The organism is Arthrobacter sp. MMS24-T111 (assembly GCF_054888995.1).
On record NZ_JBTZRO010000001.1, the window covers coordinates 139,220 to 160,629 of the forward strand.

General features: G+C 66.7%; 20 protein-coding genes, 1 tRNA gene and 1 pseudogene. 7 read left to right on the plus strand and 15 right to left on the minus strand.

What is annotated here, in order from left to right; all coding sequences use genetic code 11:
* Positions 1-9 precede the first annotated feature (9 nt).
* The 10 genes from ACX5I6_RS00630 to ACX5I6_RS00675 form a co-directional block, all read right to left on the minus strand.
* Entirely contained in the window at positions 10-699 is a 690-nt protein-coding gene (locus ACX5I6_RS00630; RefSeq protein WP_018762180.1) for a GntR family transcriptional regulator, read from the minus strand.
* A 118-nt stretch (positions 700-817) separates the two neighbouring features.
* Positions 818-1,594, minus strand: a complete 777-nt coding sequence (locus ACX5I6_RS00635; protein ID WP_461839109.1) for an SDR family NAD(P)-dependent oxidoreductase — start codon at positions 1,592-1,594, stop codon at positions 818-820.
* A gap of 9 nt (positions 1,595-1,603) precedes the next feature.
* A complete protein-coding gene (locus ACX5I6_RS00640) occupies positions 1,604-2,953 on the minus strand; it encodes an MFS transporter (RefSeq protein ID WP_461839110.1) in 1,350 nt (449 codons plus the stop codon).
* 223 nt (positions 2,954-3,176) lie between these two features.
* Positions 3,177-3,908, minus strand: coding sequence for a FadR/GntR family transcriptional regulator (locus ACX5I6_RS00645; RefSeq protein WP_461839111.1), 732 nt, complete (start codon positions 3,906-3,908; stop codon positions 3,177-3,179).
* 173 nt (positions 3,909-4,081) lie between these two features.
* A complete protein-coding gene (gene sucD / locus ACX5I6_RS00650; RefSeq protein ID WP_018762176.1) occupies positions 4,082-4,984 on the minus strand; it encodes a succinate--CoA ligase subunit alpha in 903 nt (300 codons plus the stop codon).
* 10 nt (positions 4,985-4,994) lie between these two features.
* Positions 4,995-6,164 carry an ADP-forming succinate--CoA ligase subunit beta gene (sucC, locus tag ACX5I6_RS00655; protein WP_018762175.1) on the minus strand — a complete coding sequence of 390 codons (1,170 nt, stop codon included), beginning with the start codon at positions 6,162-6,164 and terminating at the stop codon, positions 4,995-4,997.
* A 224-nt stretch (positions 6,165-6,388) separates the two neighbouring features.
* Complete coding sequence (locus ACX5I6_RS00660) at positions 6,389-7,066, minus strand: hypothetical protein (protein ID WP_461841640.1); 678 nt, start codon at positions 7,064-7,066, stop codon at positions 6,389-6,391.
* Between the two features lie 60 nt (positions 7,067-7,126).
* A complete protein-coding gene (locus ACX5I6_RS00665) occupies positions 7,127-7,675 on the minus strand; it encodes an NAD(P)H-dependent oxidoreductase (protein WP_461839112.1) in 549 nt (182 codons plus the stop codon).
* Between the two features lie 51 nt (positions 7,676-7,726).
* Positions 7,727-8,728 carry an alcohol dehydrogenase catalytic domain-containing protein gene (locus tag ACX5I6_RS00670; RefSeq protein ID WP_461839113.1) on the minus strand — a complete coding sequence of 334 codons (1,002 nt, stop codon included), beginning with the start codon at positions 8,726-8,728 and terminating at the stop codon, positions 7,727-7,729.
* A gap of 13 nt (positions 8,729-8,741) precedes the next feature.
* Positions 8,742-9,419, minus strand: coding sequence for an NADPH-dependent F420 reductase (locus ACX5I6_RS00675; RefSeq protein ID WP_461839114.1), 678 nt, complete (start codon positions 9,417-9,419; stop codon positions 8,742-8,744).
* Between the two features lie 121 nt (positions 9,420-9,540).
* Here ACX5I6_RS00675 and ACX5I6_RS00680 point away from each other — a divergent pair, with 121 nt between their 5' ends.
* Positions 9,541-10,122 carry a TetR/AcrR family transcriptional regulator gene (locus tag ACX5I6_RS00680; RefSeq protein ID WP_285249100.1) on the plus strand — a complete coding sequence of 194 codons (582 nt, stop codon included), beginning with the start codon at positions 9,541-9,543 and terminating at the stop codon, positions 10,120-10,122.
* Positions 10,123-10,167: 45 nt separating this feature from the next.
* Here ACX5I6_RS00680 and pcrA read toward each other — a convergent pair whose 3' ends face one another.
* Both pcrA and ACX5I6_RS00690 read right to left on the minus strand, forming a co-directional pair.
* On the minus strand, positions 10,168-12,660 hold the full coding sequence (pcrA, locus tag ACX5I6_RS00685; protein WP_461839115.1) for a DNA helicase PcrA: 2,493 nt from the start codon (positions 12,658-12,660) through the stop codon (positions 10,168-10,170).
* A 77-nt stretch (positions 12,661-12,737) separates the two neighbouring features.
* Positions 12,738-13,568, minus strand: a complete 831-nt coding sequence (locus ACX5I6_RS00690; RefSeq protein WP_461839116.1) for an inositol monophosphatase family protein — start codon at positions 13,566-13,568, stop codon at positions 12,738-12,740.
* 32 nt (positions 13,569-13,600) lie between these two features.
* Between ACX5I6_RS00690 and ACX5I6_RS00695 the strand changes: the two genes are divergently transcribed.
* Positions 13,601-14,227: a hypothetical protein gene (locus ACX5I6_RS00695; RefSeq protein ID WP_461839117.1), complete on the plus strand. Its 627-nt coding sequence runs from the start codon at positions 13,601-13,603 to the stop codon at positions 14,225-14,227.
* Here the strand turns inward: ACX5I6_RS00695 and ACX5I6_RS00700 are convergent.
* Positions 14,224-14,994 (minus strand): DUF998 domain-containing protein, encoded by a 771-nt coding sequence (locus ACX5I6_RS00700; RefSeq protein WP_461839118.1) that lies wholly within the window; start codon positions 14,992-14,994, stop codon positions 14,224-14,226. The genes ACX5I6_RS00695 and ACX5I6_RS00700 overlap by 4 nt on opposite strands.
* Before the next feature lie 82 nt (positions 14,995-15,076).
* Here ACX5I6_RS00700 and ACX5I6_RS00705 point away from each other — a divergent pair.
* The 3 genes from ACX5I6_RS00705 to ACX5I6_RS00715 all read left to right on the plus strand — a co-directional run bounded on the left by ACX5I6_RS00705 (position 15,077) and on the right by ACX5I6_RS00715 (position 16,055).
* Positions 15,077-15,149: transfer RNA gene (locus tag ACX5I6_RS00705), tRNA-Arg, on the plus strand.
* A 1-nt stretch (position 15,150) separates the two neighbouring features.
* Positions 15,151-15,636, plus strand: coding sequence for a DUF6314 family protein (locus tag ACX5I6_RS00710; RefSeq protein WP_461839119.1), 486 nt, complete (start codon positions 15,151-15,153; stop codon positions 15,634-15,636).
* Positions 15,633-16,055, plus strand: a complete 423-nt coding sequence (locus ACX5I6_RS00715; protein ID WP_461839120.1) for an NUDIX hydrolase — start codon at positions 15,633-15,635, stop codon at positions 16,053-16,055. Before ACX5I6_RS00710 ends, ACX5I6_RS00715 begins: the two co-directional genes overlap by 4 nt.
* Here ACX5I6_RS00715 and ACX5I6_RS00720 read toward each other — a convergent pair.
* Positions 16,052-17,965 carry an ABC transporter ATP-binding protein gene (locus tag ACX5I6_RS00720; protein WP_461839121.1) on the minus strand — a complete coding sequence of 638 codons (1,914 nt, stop codon included), beginning with the start codon at positions 17,963-17,965 and terminating at the stop codon, positions 16,052-16,054. The two genes, ACX5I6_RS00715 and ACX5I6_RS00720, sit on opposite strands and share 4 nt — an antisense overlap.
* 2 nt (positions 17,966-17,967) lie before the next feature.
* On the minus strand, positions 17,968-19,629 hold the full coding sequence (locus ACX5I6_RS00725) for an ABC-F family ATP-binding cassette domain-containing protein (RefSeq protein ID WP_461839122.1): 1,662 nt from the start codon (positions 19,627-19,629) through the stop codon (positions 17,968-17,970).
* Positions 19,630-19,882: 253 nt separating this feature from the next.
* On the opposite strand from ACX5I6_RS00725, the pseudogene ACX5I6_RS00730 reads away from it, so the two are divergent.
* Both ACX5I6_RS00730 and ACX5I6_RS00735 read left to right on the plus strand, forming a co-directional pair.
* Positions 19,883-20,613: pseudogene (locus tag ACX5I6_RS00730) on the plus strand (hypothetical protein).
* Positions 20,610-21,344 carry a hypothetical protein gene (locus ACX5I6_RS00735; protein WP_461839123.1) on the plus strand — a complete coding sequence of 245 codons (735 nt, stop codon included), beginning with the start codon at positions 20,610-20,612 and terminating at the stop codon, positions 21,342-21,344. The pseudogene ACX5I6_RS00730 and the gene ACX5I6_RS00735 overlap by 4 nt, the downstream one beginning before the upstream one ends.
* The last annotated feature ends 66 nt before the right edge of the window (positions 21,345-21,410 follow it).

A 21,410-nucleotide genomic window follows, 5' to 3' on the forward strand; every position in this document is an offset into this window, starting at 1 on the left:
GCGGTACTGCTAGTTTCGCACTTCGCTGTCGTGCTGCGAGCGCTGCTTGACGCCTTCGATGTGGTCGATCATCTTCTGCCGGGCGAGCTCGGCGTCGCCGGCCTCAAAGGCTTTCAGGATCTCCGTGTGCTCGGCGATGGCGTAGTCGGCGTCCGTGACACCGAGGCCGCCGAAGAAACGGAACCGCTGCACCTGGCCGCCGAGGGCGTTGTACGCGGACAGCAGGAACTGGTTGTTCGCCGATTCGGCGATCATGCGGTGGAAGCGTTCGTCCGCTTCCCAATAAGCGCGGAACTCGGCGAACGACGGGCCGCGGGGCGCCGCTTTGAGGTCCTCGATGGCCTGCTGGAGCCGCCCGGTGAGTTGCTGGTCCGCGTGCTTGCAGGCCATGAAGGCATTGGCAGGTTCGATCACCAGCCGCGCGTCCATCAGGTCTGCAAGCTCTTCCGGGGAGAACAGGGGCGCCACCCGGTATCCGCGCAGGGCCATCCGCCGGACCATACCGGTGGCTTCCAGCCGCGCGAGCGCCTCACGGACCGGGGTCGGGGAAACGTCCAGTTCCCGGGCCATGCCATCAATGCTGACGGGGGTACCGGCTTCCAGCCGGCCGTCCATCAAGGCACCCAGGAGCGCCTCGTAAACGTGGTCGGCGAGGACCTGCCTGCTGACGCCGCCCGAGGCCTGGTTTTTGGTTGCCATGTAGAAATCCTATAGCCGGTGAACTGGCGGGAACGCTGCGGAGCCGGGTGTCCCCGGGCACACCCACGCCTGTGCCGTGCGGCCGCCACGCCGCACGGCACCAGTCCCGGCTGCGCGGTCAGGAGACCTGCAGGCCGCCGTTGATGTCGTAGGTGGCCGCGGTGATGTAACCGGCGTCCTCGCCCAGGAGGAAGGCGATCAGGGCACCCACTTCTTCCCTGGTTCCTACCCGGCCCATCATGATGCCCTCCGACATTTGGGCTTTCCGCTCGTCGGTCAGCGTGCCGCCCATGATGTCCGTGTCGATCGGGCCCGGCGCGATCGCGTTCACGGTGATGTTGTGCTCGCCCACTTCCCGGGCCAGGGCACGGGTGAAGCCCAGGATTCCTGCTTTGGAGGCACTGTATGCCACTTTGGAGTAGGTGCCGCCGCCGCGCTGGGCGGAGATGGAGGAGATGCTGACGATCCTGCCCAGTCCGCGTTCGATCATGCCTTTGAGGATGCGCTGGGACACGATGAACGTGCCGCGCATGTTGATGGCGAAGACCTTGTCCCATTCCGCCACGGTGGTCTCCATGAAGGGGGTGGGCGAACTGATTCCGGCCAGGTTGACCAGTCCCACGATGGGCGGAAGGGTCTGCTCGATCTCCGTGATGGCCCGGTCCACGGATGCCTCGTCCGACACGTCGGCTCCCACGCCGATCGCTTTGACCGCCCGGCTGGAACCGATTTCGGCGGCTGCCGCCTGGGCGTCCTCGGCATTAATATCCAGGATCGCGATGGACCAGCCCTCACTGGCCAGCCGGTCAGCCGTGGCTCGGCCGATGCCGCGCGCCGACGCCGCACCGGTCAGGACGGCGGTGCGTTCCGCGGGGAAGATGTGCTGTGTGGTCATGGGGGTCTCCTAGTGGGTTTCGGGGGCAGGCACGGTGGCTCCGGGGGCGGAGGCGCCTTCGGGCCGCTTGCGTGCGTAGAGGTAGGTGGCGGCGGCGGTCACGGCCAGGCAGGCGGCCAGGAACACCAGGCCGGTCTGGCTGTTTCCGGTGGCGTCCTTGAGGATGCCCACGATGTAGGGGGCCACGAAGCCGCCCAGGTTGCCAAGGGAGTTGACCATGGCAAGGCCCGCTGCGGCCGCAGCGCCGGTGAGGGCGGCCGACGGCATGGCCAGGAAGGGTGCGATCGCCGAGTAGATCCCCATGGCGGCGAGCGTCAGGAAGACCATGGCCAGCACGGCATTGACCGGCAGCAGGTAGCCGGCGCCCAGGAGGCCGACGGCGGCGAGCACCATGCTCATGCTGGCGTGCCACACACGGTTGCCGGTGCGGTCCGAGCGCTTGCTCCAGAAGTAGACGAACACGGCTGCGATGGCGTACGGGATGAAGACGATGAATCCCACTTGGGTGGAGTCGAACGTACCAAGCGCCTTGACGATGGTGGGCAGCCAGAGGCCCAGGCCATAGATTCCGCAGACCAGGCCAAAGTAGAGCGCCGAGTAGGCGATGGTGCGCGGGTCCTTAAGGCCGGCCAGGAAGTTGTGGTTGCCGGACTTCTGCTTGTCGGCCAGTTCCGCGGCCATGGTGGTGGAGAGCCAATCGCGCTCCTCCGGCTTGAGCCACTTGGCGTGTTCCGGGCGGTCCGTCATGACGAAGGGCGTGATGAGGCCCAGGATGATGGCCGGGATGCCTTCGAGGATGTAAAGCCACTGCCAGCCGTGCAGGCCGGCCACGCCTTCGAGGTTCAGGAGCATGCCGGACACCGGGGCACCGAGGGCGTTGGAGATGGGCTGGGCCAGGATGAAGATGCCCAGCACGGTCACGCGCTGCGCCGCGGGGAACCAAAGGGTCAAGTAGAAGAGGATGGCCGGGAAGAAGCCGGCCTCTGCCGCGCCGAGCAGGAAGCGGATGACGTAGAACGTGGCTTCGCCATTGACCAGGAACATGGCGGTGGCGAAGATGCCCCAACTGATCAGGATGCGGGCAATCCATTTGCGGGCGCCGAAGCGGTACATGCCGCCGTTGCTGGGGATTTCCAGCAACGCGTAGCCCAGGAAGAAGATGCCGGCGCCCAGGCCATAGGCAGCCTCGGTGAGGCCGATGTCACCCTGCATGCCAAGCTTGGCGAAGCCGACGTTGTTCCGGTCGAGGTAGGCGATGAAGTAGAGAAGGACGATCAGGGGCATGAGCCTCCGGCGGACCTTGCGGAGGGTGGTCTCGCCCAGGGCGCTGAGCGCAGGGCTGGCGGTACGGGAGCTCATCGCTGGCCTCCCGCAGTGGCGTGGGGACCTTCAAGAGGGGAATGCGCGCACATAACGACTCCTTTGGCTGGCGGCATTTCGGGGAATGTTGATATCAGATGTCTGATGTCTGACTGAGATTCTAGCCACAGGCAGATGTGGGCGTCAACACATGCAGGAGGCTGCGCGCGGGCAACAGGAAAAACGGCGTCCGGACGTGTAACCGGATTGCACCGGGCAGTGCCTAGCGGGCCGTGGCGCCGTTTCGGCTCGAGACGGCAAGGTAGTTCTCGTAGTCCTCGAAGGTCTGGGTGATGTGGGCGTCCATCGTGGAGCGCGCCGTGGCAGGATCGCCCGCAGCGATGGCTGCAAGGACCATTTTGTGGTGGTGGATGGCGTGGCGCTGCACGTCAGGGAAGGCTGAGGTCTCGCGGCGCATGGCATACAAAAGGGTGGAAAGCTGGCCCAGCAGGGCGGGGACAAACGGGTTGCCGGACGCGCGCAGCACGGTGTCATGGAACGCGATGTCGGCCACGGTCAGGGCATCGACGTCTCCGGCATTGTGCGCCGCTTCCATCTGCTCCACGCTCTCCCGCAGGGCAGCAAGGTCAGCCGGGCGATGGCGGGACGCGGCGAGTTCAGCCGCCCCGGTCTCCACCATCCGGCGTACCTCGAGCAGGCGAAGGGCCACCTGGTCGGAGGCTACTCCCCTGGAGGCCGCCTGCATGATGGCGTCCATGCCGGTCCAGCGTTCGGGCGGGTTGACGAATGTGCCGAGGCCCCGTCTTACGTACACCACGTTCTGGGCCTTCAGCACTTTCATGGCCTCCCGGGCCGTCAGCCTGCTGACCCCGGACTCCTTGGCGATGTCCGCCTCCGGTGGCAGGGCGTCGTCGGCCTTGATCTCCCCGCTGAGGATGTGCTCAAGGACCTTGTCCACGACGACGTCAACCAGCGTGCGCCGCGCCTCTGCCATCCTGCTCCCCTGCCTGGGCACCGTGGCCCCTCTTGCCCTTCAACCCTACTCGACGCAGGCAGTGCGGCGACGTCGGTTACACGACCCGCTTAAACGCCGAACGCGGGGCCGCTGCCCGGCCCGCCCCATCAGATGGGGCGGGCCGGAGTGGCCCCGCGCTGAGTGCAAGTCCCCTAGAGGGCTGCGAAAACCTCGCGCAGCAGCTTGGCGGTCTCGGACGGCGTCTTGCCGACCTTCACGCCGGCGGCCTCGAGGGCTTCCTTCTTGGCCTGGGCGGTACCGGCGGAACCGGAGACGATGGCGCCTGCGTGGCCCATGGTCTTGCCTTCGGGAGCCGTGAATCCGGCCACGTAGCCAACAACCGGCTTGGTGACGTTGGCCTTGATGAAGTCGGCAGCACGCTCTTCGGCGTCGCCGCCGATTTCACCGATCATCACGATGGCCTTGGTCTCCGGGTCAGCTTCGAAGGCAGCCAGGGCGTCAATGTGGGTGGTCCCGATGATGGGGTCGCCGCCGATGCCGATGGCGGTGGAGAAGCCCAGGTCGCGAAGTTCGTACATCATCTGGTAGGTCAGGGTGCCGGACTTGGAGACCAGGCCGATCGGGCCCTTGCCGGTGATGTTGGCGGGGGTGATGCCCACCAGCGCTTCGCCGGGAGTGATGATGCCGGGGCAGTTCGGGCCGATGATGCGGGTGACCTGGTTGCCGTCGGCGTCGACCTTCGACTGTGCCAGTGCCCAGAATTCGGCGGAGTCCTGGACCGGAACGCCTTCGGTGATCACCACGACCAGGCCGATGCCGGCCTCGATGGCTTCGACGACCGCGTTCTTGGTGAAGGCCGGCGGCACGAAGACGATGGAGACGTCGGCGCCGGTTTCAGCCATGGCTTCCTTGACGGTGCCGTAGACGTTGATTTCCTTGTCGCCGTGCAGGACCGTGGTGCCGGCCTTGCGGGCGTTGACGCCGCCAACAATGTTGGTGCCGGCCTTGAGCATCAGGGCGGTGTGCTTGGTGCCTTCGCCGCCGGTGATGCCCTGGACGATGACCTTGGAATCCTTGTTGAGGTAGATAGACATGGTGCGTCCCTTACTTAGCTGCGTTGGCGAGCTCGGCGGCCTTGTCGGCGCCCTCGTCCATGGTGGCGGCCAGGGTTACCAGCGGGTGGTTGGCCTCGGTGAGGATGCGGCGGCCTTCCTCGACGTTGTTGCCGTCAAGGCGGACTACCAGCGGCTTGTTCGCGGAGTGGCCCAGCTCGGCCAGCGCGCCAACGATGCCCTTGGCGACGGCGTCGCAGGCGGTGATGCCGCCGAAGACGTTGACGAACACGGACTTGACCTGCTCGTCGCCCAGGATGACGTCCAGGCCGGCGGCCATGACCTCGGCGGAGGCTCCGCCGCCGATGTCCAGGAAGTTGGCGGGCTTGACGTTGCCGTGGTTTTCACCGGCATAGGCCACGACGTCGAGGGTGGACATGACCAGGCCTGCACCGTTGCCGATGATGCCTACTTCGCCGTCGAGCTTGACGTAGTTGAGGTCCTGCGCCTTTGCCTTGGCCTCAAGGGGGTCTGCAGCATCCTTGTCCTCGAGCTGCGCGTGCTTGGCGTGCCGGAAGCCGGCGTTCTCGTCGAGGGAGACCTTGCCGTCCAGGGCGACGATGTCGCCGGCGCCGGTCTTGACGAGGGGGTTGACCTCCACCAGGGTGGCGTCTTCCTTCTTGAAGACATCCCAGAGCTTGAGGATCACGGCGGCGACCTTGCCGCGCAGTTCCTCGGCGAAGCCTGCGGCTGCGACGATTTCGTCGGCCTTGGCCTGGTCGATGCCCACGGCGGGGTCGATGGCGATCTTGGCCAGCGCTTCGGGGCGTTCGACGGCGAGCTGCTCGATTTCCATGCCGCCCTCAACCGAGCACATGGCCAGGTAGTTGCGGTTGGCCCGGTCCAGCAGGACGGAGAAGTAGTATTCCTCGGCGATGTCTGCACCCTGGGCGATCATCACCTTGTTAACGGTGTGGCCCTTGATGTCCATGCCCAGGATGTTGGTGGCGTGCTCAAGCGCCTCGTCGGCAGACTTTGCGACCTTGACGCCGCCGGCCTTGCCGCGACCGCCAACCTTGACCTGTGCCTTGACAACAGTCACGCCGCCGATCTTCTCGGCAGCTGCCTTTGCTTCTTCTGGGGTGTACGCCACGATGCCGGCAAGCACGGGTACACCGTGCGCCTCGAACATATCGCGCGCCTGGTATTCAAACAGGTCCACGGTTTAGTGTCCTTCTACGTCGAAGTAGTTTCTGTACAGTCGGACACCATCGGAAGGACGATGACCGGGCTGCGGATTGCACGCACCGGCGGCCTGTCTGGAAACGAGCCACGCGGCGTAATGCTCCATGGGGAACTCTAGTCCTTTGGAGCGGCCGGGCCGTCCCAGACTACCTCTTATGTGAGTAAGCACACTATTCTATGGGGCGTAGAAAAACCGCGGATTTACGGGGTTTTTGAGGCCCCTGCCTGCGGCGGTGCGGTGATTTTGTCCGGTCCGGGAATCAGCTCGTAACGTTCAGTTGAAACGAAGAATCCGACGCCAGCGGAGACGTTTCCGCACGCCACACCGCCGTTGTAGGCCGAACAGCGCAGTCCGTTGCGCTCCAGGTTCTGCCCGTCGGCAAGCACAGGCAGCTGGGCCAGCGGCCCTGCCTTGTTTCCCTTGGGCCCGTAGCTTGCCTCCATGGTCGTGACGCCGGAACGGCACTCGCCGTAGCGTGCACTGTCCGGCGCAAGCAGGGCTGTGCCGCCGAGGTAGCCCAGGTGGGTTCCTGCGCAGTCGTCCTTGATATCGGCGGCTTTCGGCGCCGGATAGGCGGCCAATTCACAGTGGGCCACGGGGACGATGGGCAGCTTGTTGTTGGCCGCATTGCTGTAGCTGTTCTGCTCGTACGGGAGGTTCAGGTGATCTCCGCGTGCGGAGGTCAACGAGCAGGCGACGGTCCGGTCCGCGGTAATGAAGGAGAGGACATCGCCGCCGCTGGAGAACTGCTTCGCGTCGGCCAGCGGCGCGTTCGCCAGCTGCTCCATCGGCGGCCGCGGTGGCGGCGGGACATAGGAAGGGTCGCTGGTTGTCACCGAGCATCCGGTGCCGGCCATCAGGAAAAGGGCGGCGAGCATCCCCCGTACAGTCCGTCGCATGGCCTCCATTATGCCCCGCCGCCGGCAGACGGGGCGCGCTCAGCTGCCTGCTGTTGCAGGCACCGCGGAGAGCAGGTCCCGGTATCGCCGGGAATGCGCCGCCAGTTCTTCCGGCGTCGCCCCATGCGCCCCGTGCAGGACCAGGGGCTCGGCCATGTCCAGCCCGCAGAGGTGTGCGGTGGCTTCCAGGGGCCGCAGCAGCTCGGCCATGGTGAAGCGGTTGTGGCCGGCTGGCGAGTACGAGGATTCCGGTCCGCCGGTTGAGGTGACAAGCTGCAGGCGCTTCCCGTGCAGCGCGTCCCCACCGGCGCCGTAGGCAAAACCGCGGGTGAGCACCTGGTCCATCCATTCCTTCAGCAGCCCGGGAACGGAATACCAGTGCCAGGGAAACTGCAGCACGATGGTGTCGTGTTCCCGCAGGTACCGCTGTTCCAGTTCGGCGTCCACGCGACGGTCAGGGTAGAGGGCCGCCAGGTCCCGGACCGTGACACCATCAAGGTCCCCGATGGAGGCGGTGAGGTGGGCGGCGACCCGGGATCCTGCCAAATCGGGGTGGGCCACGATGACAAGGGTGCGTTGGTTGGTCATGGAGTGTTCGTATGTCCTTCCAGTGCAGCTTCGGGTTCCGGCGCCAGGGGCCTAGTCATTGGTCAGGACCACGCGGAAGCGCGCCCGGCCGGACATCATCCGGTTGAAGCCCTCGGCTGCCTGCACGAGCGGGTAGGTTTCGATCAGGGGGCGCACCCCGGTCATCGCCGCAAAGCGAAGGGCGTCCTCGGAGTCTTTTGCCGTCCCGGAGGCATGTCCGGCGATCGAGCGGCTGCCGCCCACGAGGAGGCCGGCGTTAACCGGGACTGGTTCGTGCGGGACGCCAAGGACCACGAGCCGGCCACGGGCCGCGAGTCCCGGAACGGCGGCAGACATCGCATGGGAGTCGGTGACGGTGGCGAGGACGACGGCGGCACCGCCGAGGCCCCTCAGTTCCGCGGCGACGTCGGAACTGAGGCTGTCAATGTAGTGGTGGGCGCCGAGGTCACGGGCAAACGGTTCCTTTTCGGCGCCGCGCGCAATGGCGACGGTTTCGAATCCCATCTTGGCCGCGAACTGGACACCGAGGTGGCCGAGGCCCCCCACCCCAAGGACGGCAACCAGGTCTCCCGGCCGGGCACCGCTGTGGCGCAAGCCGTTGAAGGTGGTGACGCCTGCGCACATCAACGGTGCGGCTTCCGCAAGCGTTAGTGCGTCGGGAACGGCAGCGAGGGCATCAGCCGGGGCGACGACGTACTCTGCATAGCCGCCGTCAGCGGTCAGCCCGGTGATCTTTCCGGCCTCGCAGGAGATGAAATCCCCGCGCCGGCATGGGTCGCACTGAAAGCACGCCCCGCCAAACCATCCGACGCCCACGCGCTGGCCGGGCGCCCACCGGGTCACGCCGTCGCCCAGCAGCTCAACGGTTCCGGCGACCTCATGGCCGGGGATACGCGGGTAGGAAGACGCCATGCCCGCACCGGGCATGCCATCACTGTGGCAGATGCCGCTGGCTGCGACTTTGATGAGCACATGTCCGTGGGGAACTTCCGGGCGATCGGTTTCAACGAGCTGCAGGCTCGCGCCCGGAGCGGTGATGTGGACGGCTTTCATGGTGGTTGTCCTTTCAGCGGACGATCTTGAAGTTGAAGGCAGGCGTTCCGAGGGCGCCCCACAGGCGGAGCCAGACGGGCAGCAGCATTTCGGTTCCGCGTGCCGTGGTGATGTCTCCGAGGTCGATGATGTCCTGGTGGCCGAAGTCCTTCAGGAGTCCGGTGACCACGGCCTTGGCTTCGGCGTCGTTGCCGGAGACGAAGACAGAGCCGGGGTCGGACAGCTGTCCGGGGTAGGCCATCAGGTCCGCATTCATGGTGTTGAGGGCCTTGACGACGCGGGCTGCGGGGAAGGCCCGTTGGATTCGCTCCGCCAGGGAGTCGGTGTCCTTGACGAAGAGAGTGGGGGGCATGCCGTTGCTGAAGTCGAGCGGGTTGGCGATGTCCAGGACTACCGCGCCGTCGAGGTTTGCGGGACCGACCTGCTCCAGCACCTCGAGCGATGCACCGCCGTTGGTTGCGTTGACGATCAGCCCGGCACCTTCCGCCGCGTCGGAGAAACGTGCCACCTTGATGGCCGGGTTCTCCGCGGCCCAGGTCCCAAAGGCAGGGTTGCCCATGGCGTCAGCTGCGGTCCGGGACATCGCGGCCGCGGGGTCGCGGGTGCCGACGGTGACGGAATGGCCGAGCTCCGCGAGGCGTGCGGCGATGGTCCGGCCAACCATTCCGGTTCCAAGTACTGCTGTCTTCATGGTGTTCTCCTGGTGATGGCGGCGCCGCCATTCAATGTGACGGATCGTTCCCAAGTTTGTGACGGATCGTTCCGTCTGTCAAACTGGGTCAGTCGGTATCGGAGCACACTGGAGGAGAATTGTGGCGCGCAGGACGGCTGAGGAAAACCGGCGCAACGTACTTGGGGTGGCCACGCGGCTGTTCTACGCGCACGGCATACGGGCGGTGGGCATGGACACCGTGGTCAAGGAGTGCGGGGTGGGCAACGCGACCGTCTACCGCCAGTTCCCCACCAAGGACGCCCTGGCCACGGCTTATGTCCAGGGCCGGGCAGACGCCTGGTTCGAGCGCATGCGTGAGGCTGCCGGCGGGCAAGGATCTCCGCAGGACAAGCTCATTGCCGTGTTCGAAATACTGGCCTCCGACTGCGCCGGAAGCAGCTACCGGGGGTGCCCCATGCTGAACACCAACACGGAGTTCCCCGACGGCGTGCACCCGGCCCACCTCGCCGCGGTCGCCCACAAGCAGCAGGTCCGCGACTGGTTCCACACCCTGGCGGCCGAGGCAGGGGCCGAGGACCCGGACCGGCTCGCCGAAGAACTCCTCATTGTCCTCAACGGCGCCTACGCCACGGCCGCGGTCCTGGACGGCGCCGTGTATGGATCGCGTGCGGTGGAGATGGCCCGCCGCCTGGTGGCCACGTCTTGCCCCGCACGCAGTTAACGCCGCAACGGCGGATGCTCAGGGCGGCAGCCCGCTCGTCCGCCCCTAGGCGTCGAGCTTGGTCAACGGCGCGTAGCGCAGCAGCAGGCGCTTCTCGCCGACGTCGAACTTGACCTTGGCGACCGTCTTGTCCCCCGCCCCCTCGAGCGCCAGGACCGTACCGTTTCCGAAGCTGGTGTGGTTGACTTTGTCCCCCACACTGACGGCGATGATTTCCTTCTGCGGTTGCACCCGGGTCTTGGCAAGGAACGCCGGAACGTCGGCATTGAACCCGGCGGAAGAATCTGCCGCCGCTCCGCGGGACGTGCCGGCGCCCCAGAAGGACCCGCTGTAACGGCCGGACCCGATGGAACCGCCGCCCGCCCACGACTGCCGGCTGGTGCCCTCACGTTTCCACTCAAGGAGCTCTGCGGGAATCTCCTCGAGGAACTGGCTGGCAGGGTTGTACTGGCTCTGCCCCCACATGCTGCGGACCTCGGAGCGGGTCACGTACAGCCGCTTGCGGGCACGGGTAAGTCCCACGTAGGCCAGCCGGCGTTCCTCTGCCAGCTCCTTGGGATCGGTGGCGGATCGCTGGTGCGGGAACAATCCATGTTCCATGCCCGTGAGGAACACCACCGGGAATTCCAGGCCCTTGGCCGTGTGCAGGGTCATCAGCGTGACCACGCCCAGACGCTTTGCCTCGGCCACCGCGGCATCGATGTCCGCGCCCGGGGCGTCCGGGATTTGATCGGCGTCGGCCACCAGGGACACCTGCTCCAGGAACGCGGCCAGGCTGCCTTCCGGGTTTTCCTGTTCATATTCACGGACCACGGCAACCAGTTCCGCCAGGTTCTCCACCCGGGATTCGTCCTGGGGATCGGTGCTGGAGCGCAGCGCGGCCAGGTATCCGGTTTGTTCCAGGACAGCTTCGAGTGCGGCGGCGGCGCCGGACCCCACCGCCACCTCGGCGAGGTCGTCCAGCATCTTCACGAAGCCCAGGACGGCATTGACGGACCGGGTGGCCATCCCGGGTGCCTGGTCGGCGCGCCGGGCAGCTGCCATGAAGGAGGTCCGCTCACGCTCGGCCAGCGCTGCCACCGCACCTTCGGCGCGGTCGCCGATGCCGCGTTTCGGCTCGTTCAGCACCCGGCGGAGATTGACGTCGTCGTCCGGGTTGACCAGGACCCGAAGGTACGCCAGGGCGTCCTTGATTTCCTTGCGTTCGTAGAAGCGCGTGCCGCCCACCACCTTGTAGGGCAGGCCCACGCGCACCAGCACATCCTCGATGGAGCGGGACTGGGCATTGGTCCGGTAAAAGATGGCGACATCACCGGGCCGCAGGTTGTCTTCGTCCTGGAGCCGGTCGATCTCCTTGGCAATGAACTGCGCTTCGTCGTGCTCGTTCTCGCCCACGTATCCGATGATTTTGTGGCCTTCGCCCTCGGCCGTCCAGAGCCGCTTTTCGGGCCGGTTGGGGTTGCGCGAGATGACCGAGTTGGCGGCGCTCAGGATGTTCTGGGTGGAGCGGTAGTTTTGCTCCAGCTTGATGGTCCGGGCTTCGGGGTAGTCCTTTTCGAATTCCACGATGTTGCGGATGTCAGCGCCGCGGAAGGCGTAGATGGACTGGTCGGAATCGCCCACCACGGTCAGTTCCGAGGCGCCCGGCCCTTCGCCCACAATTTCGCGCACCAGCGCGTACTGGGCGTGGTTGGTGTCCTGGTATTCGTCCACCAGGACGTGGCGGAACCGGCGGCGGTAGGACTCTGCCAAGGCCGGGAAGGCACGGAACATGTAGACGGTTTCGGCGATGAGGTCGTCAAAGTCCATCGCGTTGGCCTGCCGGAGGCGCTGGGTGTAACCCTTGTAGACGTCCGCAACGGCGTGCTCGAACGGATCGTTGTAGTTGGCCTCGGAGGCAAAGGAGTCGGCGTCGATCAATTCGTTCTTCAACGCGGAGATCTTGTGCTGGATGGCCTTGGGCGCAAACTTCTTGGGGTCCAAGTCAAGGGACTTGGAGACCTGGGTAACCAGCCGCAGGGAGTCGGCGGAGTCGTAAATGGAGAAGTTCGATTTCAGCCCGACGTTGGCCGCCTCCTGCCGCAGGATGCGCACGCAGGACGAGTGGAACGTGGAGATCCACATGATCTTGGCGCGTCCGCCCACCAGCGCTTCGATACGCTCCCGCATTTCAGCGGCCGCTTTGTTGGTGAAGGTAATGGCCAGGATTTCGCCGTGGTGGGCACGGCCGGTGGCGATCAGGTAGGCGATCCGGTTACTGAGCACGCGGGTCTTGCCTGATCCTGCACCGGCGACGATCAGCAGCGCCGGGCCTGCGTGCTTGACCGCCTCTTCCTGCTGCGGGTTCAACCCCTCCAGCAAGGCTGCGGCATCCGGGCGGTGGCCCCGGGAATGCCCTTCCGGTGCCTGTCTTGCGCGCACGCCTCCCCCGCCCGCGGGGACCGCAACGGCGCCTTCGGAGGGCGACTTGGTGCGGGCGGTGGTGGCAGGAGCGGCCTTGAACGGCCCGTCAGAGTATGGGTCAAACAACATATCCATGGTGCCTACAAGTCTAGGCGGTGGGACCGACACCGCCTTCCAGGCTGTGGATTACGGGCTGTGCGCCCGCGGTGGTGCTACGCCACCGAGCCTGACAGGAGGGCCGCACGCAACTCCCGCACCGCCGTCGTTCCTCCGGCCAGGAACCACTCCAGGCCGTTGACCCGGACGGTGTCCACGGCGCCCCCGGCTGCCCGGACGATTGCCTTGCCCGGCAGCCAGTCCCACTCCGGGCAGCTGTGCTGGAACCAGCACCCCAACTGGCCGTCCGCCACGCGGCCCAGGTCGCAGGAACCCGAGCCCAGCATGCGGAGGGACGCTGCGGACGTCGCCGCGGCGTGCCACGGCATGGCGCACAGGGGATCCATCAGCCACGTGGGGTGGATGTAGGTGGCGGCGCCGAGTTCGGCCACGGGGGTGGTGTTCCGCCTGCCGCTGTCGTCGGCGAAGACGGTGAGCGCTTCGCCGTTGCGGGTGGCGGGCCTGTCGCGGCCGCCGACCCAGAGTTTGTCCTCCTCCGGCTGGAAGACGGCGCCGAGCAGCACATCGGCGGAATCCTTGAGCGCTATGGCTGAACACCAGTAAGTGGAGCCATGCAGGAAGTTGTAGGTGCCGTCCACGGGATCGATCACCCAGGTCCGCCCGCTGGTCCCTTGGACGGACGCGCCCTCCTCGCCCAGGATGCCGTCTTCCGGCCGGCAGCGCCGCAGCTGCTCCAGCACGTAGGCCTCCGCGGCGTGGTCGGCCGCAGTCACCACGTCCGAGACGGAGGTCTTCTGTTCCGATTCCAGGCCGGCCATGCGCATGAGGAGCGCCAGCTGTCCGGCTTCACGGACCAGCGCCGCCGCCAGCTCGTAGTCGTCCAATGCGGGGTCAAGAACAGCTGCGCTGTGTCGGCCAGTGGTCATGGGTTCAGTTTATGGGGCGGGATAATGGTGCCATGGCCAAAACCCCTGCCCAGCGGATCAAGAAGCACGGCGCCAATGCGGTTGTGCCGCAGCATCACCTGCCACCGGTGGTCAATCCCACCACCGCGCGCACGCCCGAGAAGGCACAAGGGAACAGCAACCTCATTGTCGTTGCCGGCGTGGTGGCCAGCCTGTTCCTGTTCTGGTACCTGCACCTGCTGACCCTGACCCAGATGACGCAGCTCTCCCAGGAGATGGCCATGCCGGACTCGCTGATGGGCGGCTTCGATGCCGGCTACATCGGCCGGCTGCAGGCGGTCATGAACGGCGACGCCCTGGGCCAGCTGAGCTACGTCCACAAGACTGCCGGGACGCTCTTCCCACTGATTTTTGGCTTTACCTGGCTTCTCCTCATCGGGACCAACGTGGCGCGGAAGGCGCTCCGCTGGGCGCTCTGGGCTTTGCCCATGATGTTCGTGGTGGTCCGGTTGTGCGCCAACGTGGCCATTGACGCCATGATGGCTTCCAGCGGACCCGACGCCGGCCAGGTCGCCTTGGCGTCCGGCCTCACCGTTGCCGGCTGGGTACTTCTGGTGCTGAGCCTCCTGGCCGGGGCCGCGGCGGTGTTCCTCAACAGGCGGCAACGGAAAGGGCGTTAGGCAGCTGTTGCCCTGGCGCGCGCCGCTGCCCGCCGTTCCTTCCGGTGCCGCCGCACGCGCTGCGCAATGACCAACCCGGCGGCGGCCATCCCCACCGTGACCGGATAGCCCATCAACCGTTCCAGCGTGCCGGGCTCGGGCACGTCCATGCGGGTCAGGCCGCCGGTCGCCACGGCCGCCAGCGATACCCCTCCGCAGACCAACAGGAACCAAGCCATCCCCGTCTGCCGCCGCCACAGGATGCCCAGGACCAGCAGGGCAGACCCGCCGGCCAGGAAGTAGGTTATGGCCCCCACGTAATGCAAGGGTGAGCCGGCGTCCTCCGGGACCAGGCCCACCACTACGGTTCCGGCCCCCGCGGCCCCGGTCAGCACCCGCACCCACACCGCGGCCAGCAGGGGTTTCCGGTGTGTACGGTCAACCCGGGCACCATGCCGTGCCGCCACGCACAGCAACCCCGAGCTCAGCAGCACCGCACCCAGCAGGAGTCCAAGGCCCTGGAGGACGAACGAGCCGTTCATCACCCAGTTCAGTGGCGAGCACACCTGCCGCCCGGCATGGACGCCGCAGTGCAGCGCACCAAGGTCGCTGATGTAGCCGGTCCTGAGGTCATACGGACGCGGGCCGGCCCAGGCAAGGGCCACCACCGCCTCGGCGAGGAAGTACTGCAGCACGCTCAGCACGGACCAGGCGCCGATGTAGTGCCGGGTGGACGCGGTGTTCGGCAGGTAGGCGGCAGCGGGAGTGGCAGTCGGGGCTGGACTCATGGTTTGAGCGTAGTACGGCCCGGCACCTTGTATGCTTGTAACCGTGTTCGGACCAGCCGGCCCCGCCGGTTGCCGAATGCCCGCCCTCGTAGCTCAGTGGATAGAGCACGGCTCTCCTAAAGCCGGTGTCGTTGGTTCGATTCCAATCGAGGGCACTTGAACTCCAGTTCCCCGCAGTCCCTCCTTCGCGCCTACCTCCTGGGCAGCCCGGCGGACGGTCCCGCCGCACCGGAGCGGCCGGGACGCTGGCTGGTGGAGCGCGATCTGCTGGACAGGTCGGACGGCACCCGCGGAACCTTTACCGGCGTCGTGCTCTACACCGCAATGGACGACGACGGCCTTGCCCTTCGCGAGGAAGGCACCATGCGCTGGCCTGCTTTCACCGGCCCCGCCTCACGGGAGTACGTGCTGAAGGCGTCCCCGCGGCCGGACGCCCTGGACATGTTCTTCCCGGACGGCCGCCCGTTCCACAGGATGAGCTTTACCCCGGATGCCAGCCAGGACGCGCACTGGTGCGACCCCGATACCTACCGCGTGACCTACACCTGCCAATCACCTGACCGGTTCAGCTACAGCTGGGACGTTACCGGTCCCCGTAAGGACCTGCTGCTGGTCTCGCACTTGGAAAGGATTCCCGCATGAAGGACAGGATCGTGGTGTCCGCCGTCTGCGTATTCGATGAAGCCGGACGCCTCTTGACGGTCCGCAAACGCGGCACGGACATGTTCATGCACCCCGGCGGCAAACCGGAGCCGGGCGAAACTGCCGTCCACGCCGCCGCCCGCGAGCTGGCCGAAGAAGTGGGCATCGTGGTGCGTCCGGAGGATCTGGAACTGATGGGGGTCTGGGTGGCCGATGCCGCCAACGAGGCCGCCACCGACATCGAGGCAACCGTCTTCCTCGCCCCGGGAACCTGGCAGGCCACCCCGGCCGCGGAGATCGCCGAGATCCGTTGGCTGGACTATGCCGGGACGGACGGCGCATCCCTCCCGGCGGACCTCGCACCGCTGCTCACGGACCACATCCTGCCCGTGCTGGCCGCGCGGCCGCAGCTCCGCTAGAACTCGGGGACGGACTCCTGCGCCACGGCCGTGGCCTCGGCAAACTGCGTCCGGTACAGCTCAGCGTAGCGGCCGTCCGCCGCCAGCAGTTCGGTGTGGGTTCCCCGTTCCACGATTTGGCCGCCCTCCACCACCAGGATGGCGTCCGCCGCACGGACGGTGGAGAGCCGGTGGGCAATCACGACGGCGGTCCGGCCCTCGAGCGCGGCGCCCAGGGCTGCCTGGACGGCGGCTTCGTTGGTCGAGTCCAGTGCAGCAGTGGCCTCATCGAGGATGACGACCCGGGGTTGGGCGATCAGGAGCCGGGCGATGGTCAGGCGCTGGCGTTCGCCGCCGGAGAGCCTGTACCCGCGCTCCCCCACCACTGTCTCCAGGCCGTCCGGCAGGGACCTGATCATGGTCTCGAGGCGTGCCTGGCGCAGGACGTCCCACATGTCTTCATCCGTGGCGTCAGGCCGGGCCAGCCGGAGGTTGGAGGCGATGGTTTCGTGGAACAGGTGGCCGTCCTGGGTGACCATGCCCAGGGTGTCCCGCAGCGAATCGAAGGTGGCGTCCCGGACGTCCAGCCCCGTCCCCGGCGCGGTGCCGCCGAGACGTACGGCGCCCGAATCGACGTCGTAGAGCCTCGACAGCAGCTGGGCAATGGTGGACTTGCCGGCCCCCGAGGAGCCCACCAGGGCAACGGTCTGTCCTGGTTCCACCCGGAAGCTGACGCCGTGCAGCACTTCCTCGCCGCCGCGGGTGTCAAGGGTGGAGACTTCCTCCAGGGAGGCCAGGGAGACCTTGTCCGCCGAGGGGTAGGCGAAGCGGACGTTGTCGAATTCGACCGACACGGGGCCGGCAGGAACGGGCACGGCGTCCGGTTTTTGCTGGATGAGCGGCTTCAGGTCCAGGATCTCAAAGACCCGTTCAAAACTGACCAGTGCGCTCATGACTTCAACGCGGGCGTTGGACAGCGCCGTGAGCGGGGCATAGAGCCGCGTCAGCAGCAGCGCCAGGACCACCACGTCCCCGGGCGCGAGCTGGCCGGCCAGGGCGAGCCAGCCGCCCAGTCCGTAGACCAGCGCGAGCGCGAGCGCGGACACCAGCGTCAGGGCCGTGACGAACGTGAACTGCAGCATGGCCATGCGCACGCCGATGTCGCGGACGCGTCCCGCGCGGGCAGCGAACTCGCGGGATTCCTCATCCGGGCGGCCGAACAGCTTCACCAGCGTGGCGCCGGGTGCGGAGAACCGCTCCGTCATCTGGGTGCCCATGGCGGCGTTGTGCGCAGCGGCTTCGCGGCGCAGGTCTGCCAGTTTGGAGCCCATGCGGCGGGCCGGGATCAGGAAGATCGGGAGCAGGACCATGGCGAGCACGGTGACCAGCCACGACTTGTTGAGCATCACGACCAGGGTCAGGGCCAGTGCCACGGAGTTGCTCACCACGCCGGAAAGCGTGCCGGCAAAAGCGGACTGCGCTCCGATGACGTCGTTGTTTAGGCGGCTGACCAAGGCTCCCGTGCGGGTTCGGGTGAAGAAGGCAATGGGCATGCGCTGCACGTGGTCGAACACCCGGGTGCGCAGGTCCACGATGACGCCTTCGCCAATGGTCGAGGACAGCCAGCGGGTCAACAGCCCCACTCCGGCTTCGCCCACCGCCACGATGGCGATTAGCACCGCCAGCCAGATCACGGTTCCGGCATCCGTCTTGGCGATGATGGCGTCAACCACCTGGCCGGCGAGCACCGGGGTGGCGACGGCAAGGAAAGCCGCGACGATGGAGGACAGCACAAAGGCAATGAGCTTGCCCTTGTGCGGGGCGGCGAAGGCCAGCACCCGTTTTAAAGTTGCCTTGGAGAACGGCTTCGAGCCGCTCTTGGCGGTGCTGATGTTGTAGAGCGAGCTCCAGGCCACACGGTCCATGCTCATGGTTATTTCTCCTGGCTTGCAGTGTGGTGGAGTTCCTGGACCATGCCGTCTTCCAGGTGCCACCGTGAGTCGAGCCGAACATTTTCGAGCAGCCTGCGGTCGTGGGTGACCAGCAACAGGGCGCCATCGTAGCTTTCCAGGGCCTCTTCCAGTTGCTCAATGGCGGGAAGGTCCAGGTGGTTGGTGGGTTCGTCCAACACCAGCAGGTTCACGCCGCGGGCCTGGAGCAGCGCCAAAGCTGCCCGGGTCCGTTCACCGGGCGACAAGGAATCCACAGTCCGGGACGTGTGGTCCGCCTTGAGGCCGAACTTCGCCAGGAGGGTGCGGACGTCGGCGCTGTTCCAATCGGCCAGCACGGCCTCCACGGCGTCGCCCAGGGGCCGGGCACCATCAAGCAGCCCGCGGGCCTGGTCGATTTCGCCGACGGCGACTGAGGCACCCATGGAGGCTTCGCCGTCGTCCGGCTCCTGGGTGCCCAGCAGCAGCCGCAGCAAGGTCGACTTTCCGGCGCCGTTGGGCCCGGTAATCCCGATGCGTTCCCCGCCGTTGAGCTGGAGGTTCACCGGTCCCAGCGTGAAGTCCCCCTGGCGGGCCACCACCCCGCGCAGGGTGGCGACGACGGCGCTGGAGCGGGGTGCCTGGCCGATGCTGAACTGGAGCTGCCACTCCTTGCGGGGCTCCTCCACCACGTCGAGCCGGGCGATGCGGGACTCCATTTGCCGGACCTTTTGGGCCTGCTTCTCCGACGACTCCGTGCTGGCGGCGCGGCGGATCTTGTCGTTGTCCGGGTTCTTCTTCATGGCGTTCCGGACGCCCTGGGAGCTCCACTCGCGCTGGGTCCGTGCGCGGGACACGAGGTCTGCCTTGGTGGCTGCAAAGTCCTCGTACTTCTCGCGGGCGTGCCGGCGGGCCACCGCGCGTTCCTCAAGGAAGGCGTCGTAGCCGCCGTCGTAAACGGCCACGCTGTTCTGGGCAAGGTCCAGCTCCACCACGCGCGTCACACAGCGGGCCAGGAACTCACGGTCGTGGCTGACCAGCACCACGCCGCCGCGAAGCCCCTGGACAAAGTTTTCAAGGGTGGCTAAACCGGCGAGGTCCAGATCGTTCGTGGGCTCATCGAGCAGCACCACGTCGAAACGGCTCAGCAGCAGCGCGGCAAGGGCGACCCGCGCGGCCTGGCCGCCGGACAGTCCAGTCATCAGCGCATCCGGGCCGGCGTCCAGTCCGAGGTCGGCGAGCGCAGCCGGAATGCGGTCATCGAGGTCCGCAGCGCCGGAGGCCATCCAGCGGTCGAACGCCCGTGAATAGGCATCGTCTGCCCCGGGTTCGCCGGAGCCCAGGCCCTCCGCGGTGGTTTCCATCTGCAGGGTCGCTTCCGCGCAGCCGGTCCGCCGGGCAATGTAGCCGGCCACGGTCTCACCGGAGAGGCGTTCGTGCTCCTGCGGCAGCCAGCCAACGAAGGCGTCCGCCGGGGCCAGGCTGATCGAACCGTCCTGGGGCTCGTCCACGCCGGCGAGGAGGCGCAACAGGGTGGACTTTCCGGCGCCGTTTGCTCCCACCACCCCGACGACGTCGCCCGGGGCGACCGTCAGCGACAGCCCGGAGAAGAGCATACGGTGGCCGTGGCCGCCGGAGACGTCCTTGGCAACGAGGGTTGCGGTCATTGATTCGTCCTTTCGCCACTGCCCGGGCAGCCAATATGCGGCCGGCGCAGCAGCGGATACGGGGCCGCGGCGCCGCTGGGGCTGCAGGACATAGAAGAACCCGCTGGTCCGGACTTGGGGGGTGTACGGACCAACGGGCTCGACCATCAACTATAGACGAATGTGGGACGCCGGCAAAATCCGCGGCACGGCTCCGGACCGGCCGGCACGGTAAAGTTATCCACACCACCACACGTTCTGCAGAGGGCTCTACATGACCATTCCCGCCAAGGCGTTTCAACGCTGGCTGCAAAGCATCGCCCCCGATGCCAGCACTGCGGACGTCTGCCGGGTCTCCGGGATCAAGCGCACCACGCTCGCCCAGCAGCTGGTCCGCGGAAAGGTGGCCGTCCATACCGTGGTCAGCATCAGCCGCGCCTATCACGCGAATCCGGTCGCTTCGCTGGCCGGCTTCGACGATTACCGCGTCCTGGCCGGCCCACCCCACCCGCCTACGAAGTGCGAGCTGGTAAGCCAGATTTCCACGCCCGACCTCCTGCGGGCCCTCTTGTCCCGGTCCGCCATGGACCCTGTCCCGGGAACTGCCGCACCCGCCCTGGGCCCTGCCCCGCATGCCACTTCGGTGAAGAACTGGGTTGATGCGATCGACGACGGCGAGGTCCGTCAGCGGGTGTCGGCCAGTACCGGGGTGGCCCCGCAAAACTATTCAGCCCAGCTGACGGCCAACCGGCTCTCCCCGAACTCGCCATGGCCACCGCCGTGGCCGCAGGGGTGGGGCCCGTGGGCGGACTGGTGGCGACGGGGCTTGTCACCGAGGAGGAGGCCGGCTGGCCGGCGGGGGCCCGGCAGGCCGCACTGGACAGCCTCTCCGACGGTGAACTCACCGTGCTCGCGGGAGACCGGCTGCAGGCCTTGGGCAAAGTGCTGCGCCGGCATGAACATGACCAGGCACAAACGGAAAAAATATGGGAGAACCTGGGATGATCGAGACCCTCCAGTGGAGCACACTGGCCATTTGCGGCCTCGTGGCCGCAGCACGCATTCCCAGTGCCCTCCGCGGCGAAAACCGTTCCCTGTTCGGCATCTTCGCCTTGATGACCCTTGCCATCCTCTTGAGCATCCAGGGCCCCTACCTCGTCATCGACCAGGCGATGGGCGGAATCAACCTGGCCAACCTGCTGCTGCGCTTCGTCGTCTTCGGCGCCATCTTCTTCCTCGGCATCCGCGTCTCCCGGGGCTTCGGCGCGGACGGCGCCTACCGGCTGATCACGGGAAAGACCGGACTCATGGTCCTGCTCACCATCTCCGCCGTGATGGTTGCCCTTTTCCTGCTCATGGACACCTCGGGCTCCTCCGCCGGCTTGATGGCCATTTCCGCCAAGGACGGACGCAACTACGCCCTCGTCGAGTATTACGGCGCCGCCGGCCGGGCGTACCCCGCATTCGTTGCGCTCGCCCTCGTGCCGCCCATGGTGCGTGCCGTGCGGGAACGCCTGCCCCTCCTGGTGCGGATTGCCGCCGGGTTGCTGGCACTGGGCGGGGCAGCCGTTGCGCTGACCTTGCTCTTTCCCTTGATCCCGCCGTCGATGAACGCGGCGGAATTCATCATCAATTATTCGGCAGTCCTCTGTTACGTGGTAGGGCTGGCCCTGATCTGGACAGCCCGGATAGTCAACCGCCATTCGGGGTCCCGAAAGACATCTACCGAAACGTAACCTTTTCCGCTTTCACAAAATCATTAGTGTGTGACACAATCATGAATGTGTGAAGGCGGGCTGACC